The organism is Aerococcus sp. HMSC23C02 (assembly GCF_001806805.1).
GTDB classification, from domain to species: domain Bacteria; phylum Bacillota; class Bacilli; order Lactobacillales; family Aerococcaceae; genus Aerococcus; species Aerococcus sanguinicola.
The window spans coordinates 200,265-213,637 of the sequence record NZ_KV786044.1 but is presented as its reverse complement, the minus strand read 5'-3'; the positions used below and the strand labels follow the sequence as shown (position 1 = coordinate 213,637).

At 46.7% G+C, this 13,373-nt stretch carries 14 protein-coding genes; 3 read left to right on the top strand and 11 right to left on the bottom strand.

From position 1 onward, the window contains the following. Positions 1-261: 261 nt before the first annotated feature. Positions 262-1,494, bottom strand: coding sequence for a YkvI family membrane protein (locus HMPREF3090_RS05160; protein ID WP_070486126.1), 1,233 nt, complete (start codon positions 1,492-1,494; stop codon positions 262-264). 297 nt (positions 1,495-1,791) lie between these two features. Then, positions 1,792-2,319, bottom strand: coding sequence for a hypothetical protein (locus tag HMPREF3090_RS05155; protein ID WP_067972917.1), 528 nt, complete (start codon positions 2,317-2,319; stop codon positions 1,792-1,794). Positions 2,320-2,435: 116 nt separating this feature from the next. On the opposite strand from HMPREF3090_RS05155, the gene HMPREF3090_RS05150 reads away from it, so the two are divergent. After that, complete coding sequence (locus HMPREF3090_RS05150; RefSeq protein ID WP_067972919.1) at positions 2,436-3,038, top strand: SOS response-associated peptidase; 603 nt, start codon at positions 2,436-2,438, stop codon at positions 3,036-3,038. Between the two features lie 77 nt (positions 3,039-3,115). Here HMPREF3090_RS05150 and HMPREF3090_RS05145 read toward each other — a convergent pair whose 3' ends face one another. From HMPREF3090_RS05145 to HMPREF3090_RS05130, 4 genes are all read right to left on the bottom strand, one after another. After that, a complete protein-coding gene (locus HMPREF3090_RS05145) occupies positions 3,116-3,685 on the bottom strand; it encodes a YdcF family protein (protein WP_070486092.1) in 570 nt (189 codons plus the stop codon). Between the two features lie 109 nt (positions 3,686-3,794). After that, the gene (locus HMPREF3090_RS05140) at positions 3,795-4,682 is read right to left on the bottom strand and encodes an ABC transporter permease (RefSeq protein WP_067972927.1); all 888 of its coding nucleotides are present in this window, start codon (positions 4,680-4,682) and stop codon (positions 3,795-3,797) included. Then, a complete protein-coding gene (locus tag HMPREF3090_RS05135; RefSeq protein WP_067972929.1) occupies positions 4,675-5,604 on the bottom strand; it encodes an ABC transporter ATP-binding protein in 930 nt (309 codons plus the stop codon). The genes HMPREF3090_RS05140 and HMPREF3090_RS05135 overlap by 8 nt, the downstream gene beginning before the upstream one ends. 156 nt (positions 5,605-5,760) lie before the next feature. Then, complete coding sequence (locus HMPREF3090_RS05130) at positions 5,761-6,720, bottom strand: alpha/beta hydrolase (protein WP_168140258.1); 960 nt, start codon at positions 6,718-6,720, stop codon at positions 5,761-5,763. 322 nt (positions 6,721-7,042) lie between these two features. Here HMPREF3090_RS05130 and HMPREF3090_RS05125 point away from each other — a divergent pair, with 322 nt between their 5' ends. Both HMPREF3090_RS05125 and HMPREF3090_RS05120 read left to right on the top strand, forming a co-directional pair. Continuing rightward, positions 7,043-8,329: a cation:proton antiporter gene (locus HMPREF3090_RS05125; RefSeq protein ID WP_070486088.1), complete on the top strand. Its 1,287-nt coding sequence runs from the start codon at positions 7,043-7,045 to the stop codon at positions 8,327-8,329. 32 nt (positions 8,330-8,361) lie between these two features. Beyond that, positions 8,362-10,053 (top strand): sulfatase family protein, encoded by a 1,692-nt coding sequence (locus HMPREF3090_RS05120; RefSeq protein WP_067972937.1) that lies wholly within the window; start codon positions 8,362-8,364, stop codon positions 10,051-10,053. A 143-nt stretch (positions 10,054-10,196) separates the two neighbouring features. Here HMPREF3090_RS05120 and HMPREF3090_RS05115 read toward each other — a convergent pair whose 3' ends face one another. The 5 genes from HMPREF3090_RS05115 to rplM form a co-directional block, all read right to left on the bottom strand. After that, a complete protein-coding gene (locus HMPREF3090_RS05115) occupies positions 10,197-10,697 on the bottom strand; it encodes a DUF3278 domain-containing protein (RefSeq protein WP_067972941.1) in 501 nt (166 codons plus the stop codon). Next, positions 10,698-10,895 (bottom strand): helix-turn-helix transcriptional regulator, encoded by a 198-nt coding sequence (locus tag HMPREF3090_RS05110; protein WP_070486086.1) that lies wholly within the window; start codon positions 10,893-10,895, stop codon positions 10,698-10,700. It lies immediately after the preceding gene. A gap of 166 nt (positions 10,896-11,061) precedes the next feature. After that, positions 11,062-11,985 carry a diacylglycerol/lipid kinase family protein gene (locus HMPREF3090_RS05105; protein WP_067972946.1) on the bottom strand — a complete coding sequence of 308 codons (924 nt, stop codon included), beginning with the start codon at positions 11,983-11,985 and terminating at the stop codon, positions 11,062-11,064. Between the two features lie 146 nt (positions 11,986-12,131). Then, complete coding sequence (gene rpsI / locus HMPREF3090_RS05100; RefSeq protein WP_067972949.1) at positions 12,132-12,524, bottom strand: 30S ribosomal protein S9; 393 nt, start codon at positions 12,522-12,524, stop codon at positions 12,132-12,134. 14 nt (positions 12,525-12,538) lie between these two features. After that, positions 12,539-12,982 (bottom strand): 50S ribosomal protein L13, encoded by a 444-nt coding sequence (gene rplM, locus HMPREF3090_RS05095; protein WP_067972952.1) that lies wholly within the window; start codon positions 12,980-12,982, stop codon positions 12,539-12,541. Positions 12,983-13,373 lie beyond the last annotated feature (391 nt).

Sequence of the window (13,373 nt, the reverse complement as noted above, 5' to 3'; positions counted from 1 at the left end):
AGCAGGAGTGGAGCGTTGAAGTTGGCCCTTAGCCATGACCAAGCAAGCGATGTGAATTACGTATAGTAGGCGATAGCCGTACTAGACGTTTGAAGCTCGCTAGGCGAGAGACCTTGGCTCGAGCCGATGCCATGGCTCTTTAAGGGCCAAATTCAAAAGCGAAACGGATGCTCACCAGCACAATTTAATATAGCAGTATATAAATTAAATCAATAATAAACAAAAAGAAGCCCACACTGGGACTTCTCTTGCGTGTAAGTATTAGTTATCCTCTGCGTCATCTGTCATCGTCTGACCGAGTTCGGTCACTTCATCATAGAGTTCCTTATTATCTACCCTTGACTCGTCATAGAGGGCCCGCATATCTGCAGCCTCCTCACGACCAAATTCATAATCGTCATCTTGGCGATTCACTTCCATCTTGATCAACTCATCACGCACCTGGATTTCCCGGTGGATATGACGGTAACGAATGGCCCACTGGATAATCAGGAGGGCAATCACGAAGAAACCGCAATAGCCGATGAAGGGGTAGAGATAAGCCACCAAGGTATCGAAACCAGCGAAGGAAAGCACGAAGCCGATTCCAACCAAGATAATCATATTCCGACTGAAGTTTTCTGGCTTGGACCGGGAAACCCGTTTGGCTAAGGCGTAGTACATCCCGATAGCCGTATTGTAGATCATCCCGAAGATGATAATGGCCATAGCAACGCCCAATCTTGGATCTAAATTATCGAAGAGAGTGAGTAGCGGCATGGAAGAGCCGAGGACCCCGTCGATATTCAAACTGATTGAGAAGAAAGAAGCAAAAAGTAAGCCGCCGACGAGGACCCCACCAAAGAGGCCACCGAGCCCTGCTTGCTTAGGACTATATTCCTCGCCCCCAATGACCACAGCCATAGAAATGGCTAGCATCAGAGCCAAGCTGGTATAGTTCAAAGTAGAGATCAACCAGTTGGGCAGGGTTGTCGTTTGGGCTGCCGCTGTCGCCATGGCTTCTTCATAAGGGATAGGCATGGTGTTAAGGGTATGAATGAAGATCCCGATCAAGAAAACAATGACGAAGGGCGTCACCATCCCAATTAAACCTGTCACCTTATCCACATCCATAAAACCAGTCACAATAACCAGGGCTGAGACTAGGAGCGCCCCGGCCCAGATTGGCCAGTTGAATTGCTGGTTGAGGTTGGTCCCTGCCCCAGCAATCATAATAAAACCGGTACAAAAGAGTGTCATATTGATTAAGAAATCAATCACTTTGGAAATAAATGGTGATGAGATGTGGTTAAATACCTCACTGTGCTCCTGGACCTTGTAGTAGCTCCCGAATTGCAAGAGGACGATTCCTCCGACAATAAAGAGAATGGAGGAGATAACCAAACCCCAAATCCCCATTTTACCAAAACTTACAAAATACTGGAACATTTCTTGCCCACTAGCAAAACCTGCTCCGATGATCACGCCGAGATAGGCGAGACCAATTTTTACCATACTTTTAAATGTATTCATATTCCTTCCTTTCCTTACACTGTCTTCCATTATAAGGAAAAATAATAAGGATGCATGTTTTATGTTTTTTATTGATAGTCAAATGCGATTTGAGCTTATAAGGGAATAATAAAGCCTATTATTAAGCTTATCTTAAGCCTTGCCCAAAATAAAAAGGAGTACAATCATTGTACTCCTTAATTAACCGTTATTAGTCAAATCCTTAGTTATCGATCTAAATTTCAAAAAAATGAGCTTTTAATCTTGAGTCCCTAACCTTTCAATCTAGCAGAGCTAATCCTATTCCCCAAGCAATACCCATTGTCCAGTGAGCATGTCCATCTGATAGACTTGACCTGTTGCCTCGTCTACTTGGTAGAGGGCATCGAGATGGGCGACCCGACCATCGGGGCTATCGACCCGGTAGTCGTACTGGGTCCGTCCGGTCTCAGGATCTTGGCTTGGGCCCATCAGGTAGCTCTTTTGACTTGCTGGAGCTTGTTCTTCCATCGGCTCAGCTTCCCTTTGACCTGCTGGGGATTGTTTATTGGGCTGTAGGTCTTCTTCAGGAGCTCTTCTTGCTTGGATAGCTGTAGTCTCCTGCTTTTGACGGGCTTGAACCGGTGCGACATCTTGGACACTGGTTCGAATATCTACAATGTGTGGAGCTGCAGTCAACTGATTGATGGCTGGAATTTCTTTAATGAAGGCTTGACTGGCTTCGTTCGGATTCATTTCTACAAGCGATTGACTAGCCGTTGCACTTGGCGCATTGAGGGCCACCAGTAAAGCGGCGAGTCCAACACTGGCAATAACACTCTTTTTCATGGGGATCCCTCCTCTGTCCTTCTTACCTTTATTGTAACACACTTGTAACATTTTGTTAATTATTATGTAAAAGAAAAGCTGTGTTATCATTAGGATAAAAGGAAAGGAGCGATTCCATGTGCGGACGCTATGAATACCAGCTCAAGGACCCCCTCTTGGCCCACTTCTACCGCAAATTGGGCCAAAACAAGGCGGCTAGCGGCACCATCTATCCTGGCCAAGAGGTGGTCTGCTTGGGCTTAGACCCAAACGCCAAGGTCCGGGTAGCCAGTATGCGCTGGGGTTTTGACGGTTTCAAGAAGAAGCAATACCTAATCAATGCCCGGTCGGAAAGCATCAACGATAAGCTGGCCTTTGCCCAGTCCTTCCGCTACCGCCGTTGCATCTTCCCCATGTCCGCCTTCTACGAGTGGTCGGCCGACAAGACCCGCTTCCTCTTCTCAGCCAGCCAGGTCCTCTTCGTCGGTGGCTGCTACCAGGTCACTGTGCAAGCAGACGGCCAAAGCCAAGCCCAGGCTGTCCTCATGACTCGGGCTGCTGACCAGGTCGTCGGCCGCGTTCACCAGCGCATGCCTTATTTCGTCCACAAAGAAGACCTCCGCAACTGGCTTAGCGACTGGCACTACGCCTCCAACTACCAGGGCCAGGCGCCTGAACTTGCCATGCAAAAGGACAGTCCCGACCGGCTCAGCCACTTGGTCACCCTGGACTTAGAATAAGAGAAAATAAGTAATCACAAAAAGCAACTGGACTGATGACCCCAGTTGCTTTTCTTATTATTAATGCTTCACATTGCCTACCAATCAATCCAATGGTAAAGATAAAGCCGGTAACCGATCCACTTCAGGACCTCCATCCGAGCCATGCGACGTCCATTGGGGGTGGCCCGGTAGCCGTGACCATCCCGGTGGGCACTTACGAAAGTCAGGTCAAAGCCGTACTGGCGGTTGGCCCGGCGGAAGGTGAGCATGGTCCGGCGCATGTGATAATCGCTGGTCACAACATTGGCACTGGTCCAGCCCCGCTCGGCCATAATAGCTAGGCTGTTCACCGCATTGGTCCAGGTCGAAGTGGCCTGGTCTTCAGCCACTAGACTCTGAGGCGGTGCCCCCTTCTTCACATAAGTCGGAAAGATATCCCAATCTTTGTGGGCATGGCGGGGCGACACCAAGAGATAGCCCGTCTGACTATAGCCCGCCTCTAAGAGAGCCACAGCCTGGTCACTACGTTCCGGAGCCGGCCCTTCAGCCACTAGGATAATATCAGCCAGCTGGGGCGCCTGGCCGGTGTCCAGATGATAATAAAGATAGATCAGACGAGCGAGAAGCAAAAGAATTGCCACAAGCCCAAGCCCGAGATAAAACATGTAAGCCCTCCTTTCAGCACTTGCCCTATTCTAGCAAGTTTCCGGAGACTTTGCTTGCTTTAGCTCTCCAAGGGCCTCTTAATCCCTACGATTGATGATTTTTAATGGATTATCTACCAGAATTTTTGAGCTTTCTAATGACAAGATGAAGCAAAAGAAAAGACAAAACAAGGCCCGAACAATAAATCAATATAAAGCGATTCGTCAAAACGATTTCATCAGCATTTTTTAAAATCACTCCATAGGCTTGCTTGTAATCAGTCATCACAGCACTATCTGCCTGAGCAAACACCCTATCCATTGAAGATTTCATCAAGACCTGCTTTAATAGGGAATTAATTTGCGTTAAAGGAAACCAAGTCATGATTTGTTGCAAAGTCTTCCCAACTGAGCCAATTGACAAATAGACTCCTGAAATAAATCCGATAAAAGTTCCTACAATTGTACTTAGGCTTGTAAAAGCTGAGCTTGACTGAATAAAAGTCAAAATGGGTAGAATAATCGTTGCCGACAAAATTGTAGCTAGACAAACAATACCGAATATCTTGACATAATCCATGGCTGTAAAATCAAATATAGAAGAAAAGCCATTAAAAATTCCAATAGCAAAAATACAAGAAAATAGGGTTAAAGTAATGCCAAAAAGAATAGCAAAGATCGCGTAAGATAATTCAATCAGTATGGGAGAAGTCGGACTAACTTTAAAATCCTCAGTCAATTTATTTTCACGGTCTGCTACCATAACCCCAAAAGCACCCAAGGTCCCCGTCATTGAAATAATAGTCGTTAATCCTGCAATCAACCAATAATTAACCATTTGAATCGTATCTGTCGAAGCCGTCTTACTGTTGAGAGCTAACTTGATGGCATCAACCTGAATTTCTCCCAAGAAGATTTGGTAAATCAAAATAAGAATAATGATCGATAAAAATGACATCAAGAAAGCCATACGATCACGCGTATAAACCTTAAAATTTCTAGAAATGAATTCAAACATTACTCTCTCCATCTTTTTCCTTAAGCAAATTTAGATAGGCTGTTTCCAAATTAGAATAAGCTACGTTAAAACTTTCGATTATTGATTTTTCATGATTATCAGAAATAATCTGCATGATCTCATCTACTGTGACATCAGAAATTAAAATTTCTCTATTACTAACAACCGTACTTTTATTTATAAATGGAGCAATTTCTAACGCTTGGACTGAATAGCTTTCTTTTAACAATATTTGGAGATTGGTTGTTGAATGTTCTTTGATAAAACCTGAAACATTTCCTGAATAATAAAGTTTTCCAGCAATTAAGACATTCAAAACATCACAGCTTGCCATCTCTTCAAGATAATGCGTGATCAAAATAACTGTCATATGAGCTTCCTTATTTAAATGCTTAATCGCTTCCCACAAATCACGTCTTGTTTGGGGATCTAAACCAGTTGTGGGCTCATCCAGTAAAAGCAAAGAAGGATTAGATAACAGGGCGCGTGCAATGTCTACTTTACGCTTCTGCCCGCCTGATAATTGCCCATATTTTTTCTTTTTAATTTCACAAAGATTCAAATAGTCTTGTAAGTCTTCGAGGCGTTTTCGAACCTGTGCTTTTGACAAGTTATACAAAGCAGCTCTAGCAATCAAATTCTCTTCCACCGTCAAATTATTATCCAAGCGATTACTTTGAAAAACAATACCAATATGTCGATACAATTCCCTGTCGCTTAAAGCTTTACCCTCAATTTCCCAAGATATTTCACCTGAATTTGGCTTGAAATTTTTAATCAAAAGGTTAAAGAGAGTCGTTTTCCCAGCTCCATTAGGGCCAAGTAAACCATAAAATTTTCCCTCTTCAAAAACTAAATCAATCCCTTTAAGGGCCTCAAAAGAGCCGTAGCTTTTGCGAATATTCTGTAATTTTATTTTCATTTTCTGAGACCAGCATCCTTCTTTATAAAAAAGAGGAGCATTATAATCAACAACGCTCCCCTTCTGTCAATATTATAGACTCTTTCTACTGAATATGTAGAGACTAGAAAACTATTTGTTAGCTAGGTAGTATTAAAAATAATGTTGTTTTACTTTTCAGCTCTCCAAGGCCTTCTTAATACCACTTGAACTTAGATAATCAGTCAAGAAATCCGCAATCCGCTCATAGTAGCCCGGCTGGTATTTGGCTTCGGCGTGCCCACCATTGGGCAAGAGGAACAGTTCCTTGGGTCCCTGCTTTTTACTGGCATAGAGTTCGCGGGCCATGTCAACGGGGACGAAATCATCCTTTTCGGTATGGATAAAGAGGATGGGTAAGTCAGTTTTGGCGACTTCATTCTTTGGCTCCGCCCAGCGGATATCGTAACCCGCCTGCAAGCGGCCCACGCCTTCTGCCATATAGAGAACGGGGAAGGCTGGAAGATTAAAGCGCCATTTCAATTCTGAAGCAAAGATATCCCAAGTTGAGCTATAGGCACAGTCTGAGATAATGGCCTTTACTTGCTTGGGCAGGTCCAGACCTGATGCCATCAGGACGGTGCCCCCACCCATGGAGGTGCCATGGTAGACAACCTCCGCTTTCGGGTCTTCTTTGACCAGCCACTTGGTCCAAGCTAGGAGGTCATCCTTTTCAAAGTAGCCCATCCCAATATACTTGCCTTGGCTGGGTGCGTGGGCACGTTGACTGTAGGTCAAGACATTGTAGCCAGCCTCAGCGAAATGCCTGGCTAAGAGATTGGATTCGTCTTCACTGGACTGATAACCGTGGACGATAATTACCCAGCGATGGCTCGGGCGGTACTGCTTAATCTGGTGGCCATAGAGCTTCAAGCCGTCTGTTGACTGGATACTTAACGCTTGACGCCGGTCCCCCAGTCCAGCCAACCAATCCTGCCTGGCCTGTTCTTCCTTGGCCCTAGCCTGGTCAATCGCGAGCTGGTCTGCTGAGACATCAACAGCTGCCTCTCGCTTTTCTGCTCCTTGTTGGGGAACGAGGGCATAATTCACGAAATAAGAGCCGACACCATAACTCACTAAGCCAAAGAAAACTAGCAATATAATGAGGCCGTACAAACAGCCCTTCTTCCTTTTTTGCTTCACCTGACTACTCCTTATATTGTTTAATAACCTATATTTTAAACAATCAAGGCGCGCGCTTCAAGCTTTTTATGGACACCTACTTGCTTTAGGCCCTCCCGGAGTTCTGCCAGGCCGGCATCAGACGTTGCCCAACTCGTCACAAAGCGCAGGATGACTTGCCTAGCAGTATTAGAAAGAATCGCTAATTATCAAGGGGTCATGTCAGAATTTTCATGAGATTAATGTTAGAGTTAAGATAGGCTATTTTTAAAATTTAAATCGAAAAAGGAGGTTTTGTATGCCTTTCATACAATTTGTGTTAGCCATTGCCCTCGTCTACGCGGCAGGACGCCTGATCCAAAAAGTGAAACTGCCTGCGATTCTCGGCTGGCTCCTGTGCGGCATGCTGGTTGGGCCCAACATGCTCAATCTCTTCCATGAAGGGATCACAGGCCATCCCGCCTTCCAATTACTGGCCACGCTCGCCCAAGTGATCGTGGGGATCATGATTGGTTCCAACTTGATTGTGTCTAAGATCAAGAAGGTCGGTAGCTCCATCTTCGAACTCGCCATCTGGCAGATGCTCGGAATCTTCCTCACCGTGACTCTGGCTTTTGGCCTGATCTTTGCTTGGTTGGATGTTCCTTTCCTGATTGCGATCATCTTCGCTGTCATTGCCATGGCAACGGCACCAGCCCCTGTCTTATCGGTGATTAACGAATACAAGACAGATGGTCCGCTCTCGCGGGCGACGGTGTCCATGACGGTGATGAATACCCTCTTGGTGAATATTATCTTCTACCTCTTCATCTCCGTCCTCCAATCCCAATTCAGCGAGGCATCCACTTCTGCCCTGGTCAATCTCGGGCTCATGATGGTCGTCCCTATCTTGATTGGGGTCGGACTCGGATACCTGGCTGGCCGCTTCATCGAAAACGCTGAAGGGAGTGGCTTGGGACGTTTCCTCACCAGTATTGTCTTAACGACTGCCATTATGTTAGCTGTTGACTATTGGCTTTATCCTACTCCCATGGCCAATTACATTATCCTAGGGGCTGCCTTCTCAGCTGCCCTGGTCAATGTGATTTCAGACGACCAGCGTGAGGCGCTGAGCGATGGCTTTAGTCCGGTACAATCGGCTGGGCTCCTGCTCATCATCTTGAATCTGGCTGCTCCTCTCGACCCTAGCTTGCTGGTCCAAGCTGGTATCTGGAGTCTCGCCTATATCGCCTTCCGTTTACTAGGGAGCTTTATCGGGTCTAATCTCGGAGGCAAACGCATCGGGGCCGACTCCACAGTCCAAAAATACTTGGCCTTCACCATGATGCCCCACTCCGGGATCTCCCTGGTCTTCTCTTCCATGGCTGCCCAGGTCATCGGTCTTGTTGCAAGTGACCTCGGCGCCAGCATCCAGATCATCATTCCGGCAGCCGCTCTCATCAATGAGATCATCGCCGTTCTTATCGCCAAGAAGGCCTACGAATGGGCCGGTGAAATTGGCCAAGCTGATGATGACGATGACTATGTGAACCAAGACACATCCTATGCCACTCAGAGCCGGGATGCCCGCTACTACAATAATTAGCACTGACATTTAATTTAAAGGAGGACTTCTTAATGAGTCAAAAGAAACCAAATATTGTTTTAATTTTTGCAGACGACTTGGGGATGGGCGACGTTTCTGCCTTTAACCCCGAATCCAAAATCCATACGGAACATATCGATGCCCTAGCCAAGGACGGGATGCGTTTCACAGATTCCCACGCCACCAGTGCCCTCTGCACCCCTTCCCGCTACGGCCTCTTAACTGGCCGTTATAATTGGCGGTCCCGGCTTAAAAGCTCAGTCATCCCTGGAGACTCTCAGACCTTGATCGAGAAAGACCGGCGTACCCTCCCACAAATGCTTAAAGACCATGGCTACCAAACCGCTGCTATCGGTAAATGGCATTTGGGGATGGAATGGACCCTAAAGGACCACAAGGACTATGAACGCTACGGGGTTGACGGGGACAAGTACCGCGACCAAGAAGCCAACTACCAAAAAGGCCGGCCTTATTTTGGGAATACGACGGATGAACCGATCTTCCGGGGCACCGACATCGACTACAGCCAACCGATTAAATTCGGCCCTCTCAACTATGGCTTCGACTACTTCTATGGGACAGCAGCCAGCCTGGACCAAGCTCCCTTCACCATTATCGAAAATGACCGAGCCCTCTACCAACCTGAATACATGGCCGGTGACCACAATATCTCTCGGATCAAGTCGGATACCAACCGCTCAATTGAAGCCGGCGTGATGGCTCCTGAGCACAGCCCCTACCATGTCCCAGACCAAATGCAGGCCAAGGCGCTCGAGGTTTTAGACGAGATGATTGAAGCGGATGACCCCTTCTTCCTCTACTACCCTAACCACCTCGTCCACGGTCCGATTATCCCCCAAGAACGTTTCCGCGGTAAATCAGGAATCGGTGACTACGGTGACTTCGTGCTCCAGCTTGACTCCTATGTGGGTGAAATTGCCAATAAGCTCAAGGAAGCCGGCATCTATGAGGATACCCTCTTCATCTTTACTTCAGATAACGGCGCTTCACCAATCGTTGATATTGACCGCTTGAAGGAAGAAGAAGACCACGACCCAAGCAATGGGCTCCGCGGCCATAAGATGCACATCTGGGAAGGCGGTCACCGGGAACCTACCATCGTCAGCTATCCACGACTGATTGAAGCCAATACCGTCTCTAATCACATGGTCTCCCACTCCGACTTCTACAATACCATCGCCGATATCCTGGGCGAAGAGAAACGCGATGACGTGGCTGAAGATAGCTACTCCAACCTTCCCCTCTGGCAGGGCAAGGACCAGGCTGTCCGCGAAGACATCATCCACTCTGCCGGTAACGGGGGCTTCTCCATCCGCCGCGACTTCTGGAAGCTCATCATGGTTAAGGATGGCGGCCTAGGCGGCTATGAGCGTAACGTCGACAGCTATAAGGAAACCTTCCAAGCAACGGAACTCTATGACCTGCGTGATGACCTCTCCGAAAGCCACAATGTCATTACAGACCATCCCGATGTGGTTGATGAATTAAGCCAAGTCTTGGTCGACTACATTAAAGAAGGCCGATCAACCCCTGGCCAAGCCCAAGCCAACCAAGCCGACCTGCCAACAGGTGACTGGGAACAAGTTGCCTTTATGCCAGACTACGAAGACTATGTCCAAGGCCTCAACCAAGCCGCCGTTGAAGCTGGCCAAATCAGCCAGGAAGAGCTCGATAAGAACTCTGCATTTAAGAAAGAAGACTAAGTCAGTTAGAGTAGCTCACTAGCTGTAATTGGCAAGTTTAGAGATAAATAGATAAAAGCAGCCTAGTCGGTCACATCATAATCGATGCCCTAGGCTGCTTTTTTAGTTCTTTATTTACTGATTAATAAATGGAGACGCTAGCTTTAATCTTTGACCAGGTGGAGTTTGGACTTGGTGATGAGATACGTTGTAACTGTAAAGGCCAGACCTCCGACAAGATAGATGGCTAGTTTGGCCCCACTGAATTCCAAAGCCCGGCCGTCCATATAAGGAAAGACCACTTCCATCCAGAAGATCATGCCTAGGGTCCACAAAAGACCAGCGCGGAGCATTTGCTGGCGGAGTTGGCGGACGGCTTTTTTATAATCTTTGGCATCATAGAATTCGGTATCGGCCAGCCGGTACTTGCGCGTCTTGGCCAGGATATAGAGGGAATTGCCCATCAAGAGAAGAAAGAGAAAGATGGTCCCCAAGCTGACCTGTCCCTGGTTGAGGTCCCAAAGCAAGCTGATTAAAATCAAGATGGAAATGGCATACTGGGTCACGATATTGGCAAAGGCCAGGACTTCATTGAGCTTCTTCTCTTGGTATTCATCACGGTGGCCGATGAAGCCGAGGTAGTGTTGGATAATACGTTTTTTCATTTAAGATTCCTCCTCATTCCAAAACAATTGGTTTAAATCAGTTCCCAAAGCATGGGCTAAGCGCAGACAAAGGTCGAGCGACGGATTATACTTATCATTCTCAATTAAATTAATGGTCTGCCGAGCCCCCTCCACCCGCCGAGCGAGTTCCGCCTGAGAAATGCCTAGCTTCTGACGGTAAGATCGCACATGGTTCATGGCCTCCCCTCCTTCTGTCATCTATATATGACACACTCCCAGTCTAACTTAAAGTCGAAGAAGTGTCAAATATAAATGACATATTCAAAAAAAGAAAGGCGAAAGGACCAGCTAGCCTAAGCTAAGCTTCCCTTTCGCTATAAACGAACATATCGATCAACCAGGGTTAAAGATAAAAGGCTTGTTGGCCAAGCCGGCAGCTAAAAGACCTAGCGGGTGAAAAAATCGCTTCCCCATCCACCTGACCTGGAATAGCTGGCGTCAGGCTTAGGTTACAGCTCGGGCCCCTGTAGAAGGCCAGGTGTTTGGAATCACCCTGGCCCTTACGCCATAGAATCTGGTAGAGCAAGCCTGGAATCGCCTGCCAATCCAGGTCATGGATCACTACAAGGGCCAGGTCGTCCTCTAGTTCGGCTATCCGGGGATCGAGCTGGATGCCCCCACCAAAGTAAGGATTCAACATGACTGCCACCAAGCTAACATCAGAAAAATGTTGGCTGTGGTCGCCTAGCTTTACATCAAGGGCAAACTTAGGAACCCGGCGCAAGGACCGGAAAAGACTCACCAGATAGCGGACCTGGTTTGCCCCGGGCACTTGCCAAAAACCGCCCTTTGCTTTTAGGGTCTCGCTCTCATGGATCACCTGGCCATCGAAGCCAAAGCCTAGGCTATTGACAAAGACGCCTCCAGCCTTATCTAAAGTTGGACCAACCCGGCCAATTTTAAGCCGGCGAACCTGGCCTTTAAACATGGGAGCAAGCAGGTCTTCTATGCTCTCTTTGTCCGCTTGGTAGTAGCGGCTAAAATCATTGCCCGTCCCGGCTGAAACAAAGGCAAGAGGCAGGTCGAGGCCCCGATCGGCCAAAAGATTCACCAATTCATGCAGGCTCCCATCCCCACCAACCAGGATTAACCGATCCTCTTCTTTAAATTGGGACAAGCAACTTACTAAGAGCTCTCCCATATGGCCAGGGTACTGGGTCAGGTAAATCTGATAATCCGTTCCCCAACTCTCTAAATAGCTGGTGACTTCATTCAAGCGTTTCCTTCCCTTGCCCATCCCAGACTTCGGATTACAGATAATATGCATGCATTCCACAAGCCATTAACTCCTTTACTTCTCCAGATTTAGAATCTGAACCATTTGTCCTATTTTATCAAATTGATAAGCTAAAACAAGCATAAAAAAAGCACCTGCCATGGGCAAGTGCTGGAAAAGTTCTTGGTCGCCAATTCTTAACGTTTTGAGAATTGAGGCGCTTTACGAGCTTTCTTAAGACCTGGTTTTTTACGTTCTTTCATACGTGGGTCACGTGTGAGCAAGCCAGCGTCTTTTAATGGTTTACGGAAGTCTGGATCAACTTGCAGTAAGGCACGGGCGATACCGTGACGAGCTGCACCTGATTGACCAGCATAACCGCCGCCGTGAACGTTAATGTATACATCGTATTGACCTTCAGTTTGAGTAACTGCTAAAGGTTGTTTTACGATAACGAATAGAGATGCGTATGGAAGGTAGTCTTCCATTTCTTTGCCGTTGAAGACGATCTTCCCATTACCAGGTACTAAGCGTACACGGGCAGATGAGTTCTTACGACGTCCAGTTGCTTGATATTGTGCTTGTGCCACTAGCTGTTCCCTCCTTAAATTAAGTCCTTGATGTCTACAGTTTCAGGTTGTTGTGCTTGGTGTGGATGTTCCGCGCCAGCATAAACATGTAAGTGCGTGAATTGTTGACGACCTAATTTGTTCTTAGGAAGCATGCCTTTAATTGATAATTCAATTAAACGTTCTGGTTTTTCCGCACGTAAAGTCCCTGCAGTTGTTTCGTAGATGCCACCTGGGTAACCTGAGTGGTGGTAGTATTTCTTATCAGATGCTTTTTTACCAGTTAATTTAACTTTTTCAGCGTTGATGATAATTACTTGGTCACCAGTGTCTACGTTAGGGGTGAAAGTTGCTTTGTTTTTACCGCGCAGCATTGATGCTGCAACTGTTGAAAGACGACCTAATGGAATATCTGTTGCGTCTAAGATAACCCATTGGCGTTCAACTTCGTTAGCTTTTGCCATATATGTTGTACGCATTATCTACTTTTCCTCCGTTTTTCTTGACTGATTGTTGCAATTCACAATTGATTTCCGGGGCAATCGTGGGGCAAACAATACCGTTTAATATCATACCTTATCCGTCAAGAGAAGTCAATCCCTAAGCTTAATTTTCTTTGGAAATCTTGTTATAATATCAGTAAGGAGGTGCCCTATGAAAAAAACTAACGCTCTAGCCTTCCTCGTCGAAGGCATCCCGATCCTGACCCTTACCGGCCTAGTTCTCTCCCATCTTTTCCGCAAGAAAGATAAGGAGTCGTCTGCAGAATAATGTTTCTTTAACAAATGGTGTGGTGGAGCATCCGTTTCACTTTTGAATTTGATCGTTGAATATTCAGAGGATCAACAACGGCTGAAGCCGTCTTGTACT

Excerpts from the sequence above, each read along its gene's own strand:
- HMPREF3090_RS05125 (WP_070486088.1), top strand. The coding sequence starts at position 7,043 with ATGCCTTTCATACAATTTGTGTTAGCCATTGCCCTCGTCTACGCGGCA.
- HMPREF3090_RS05135 (WP_067972929.1), bottom strand. The coding sequence starts at position 5,604 with ATGAAAATAAAATTACAGAATATTCGCAAAAGCTACGGCTCTTTTGAG.
- rplM (WP_067972952.1), bottom strand. The coding sequence starts at position 12,982 with ATGCGTACAACATATATGGCAAAAGCTAACGAAGTTGAACGCCAATGG.
- HMPREF3090_RS05150 (WP_067972919.1), top strand. The coding sequence starts at position 2,436 with ATGTGCGGACGCTATGAATACCAGCTCAAGGACCCCCTCTTGGCCCAC.
- HMPREF3090_RS05145 (WP_070486092.1), bottom strand. The coding sequence starts at position 3,685 with ATGTTTTATCTCGGGCTTGGGCTTGTGGCAATTCTTTTGCTTCTCGCT.
- HMPREF3090_RS05160 (WP_070486126.1), bottom strand. The coding sequence starts at position 1,494 with ATGGTAAAAATTGGTCTCGCCTATCTCGGCGTGATCATCGGAGCAGGT.
- HMPREF3090_RS05110 (WP_070486086.1), bottom strand. The coding sequence starts at position 10,895 with ATGAACCATGTGCGATCTTACCGTCAGAAGCTAGGCATTTCTCAGGCG.
- HMPREF3090_RS05105 (WP_067972946.1), bottom strand. The coding sequence starts at position 11,985 with ATGCATATTATCTGTAATCCGAAGTCTGGGATGGGCAAGGGAAGGAAA.
- HMPREF3090_RS05155 (WP_067972917.1), bottom strand. The coding sequence starts at position 2,319 with ATGAAAAAGAGTGTTATTGCCAGTGTTGGACTCGCCGCTTTACTGGTG.
- HMPREF3090_RS05115 (WP_067972941.1), bottom strand. The coding sequence starts at position 10,697 with ATGAAAAAACGTATTATCCAACACTACCTCGGCTTCATCGGCCACCGT.
- HMPREF3090_RS05140 (WP_067972927.1), bottom strand. The coding sequence starts at position 4,682 with ATGTTTGAATTCATTTCTAGAAATTTTAAGGTTTATACGCGTGATCGT.
- HMPREF3090_RS05120 (WP_067972937.1), top strand. The coding sequence starts at position 8,362 with ATGAGTCAAAAGAAACCAAATATTGTTTTAATTTTTGCAGACGACTTG.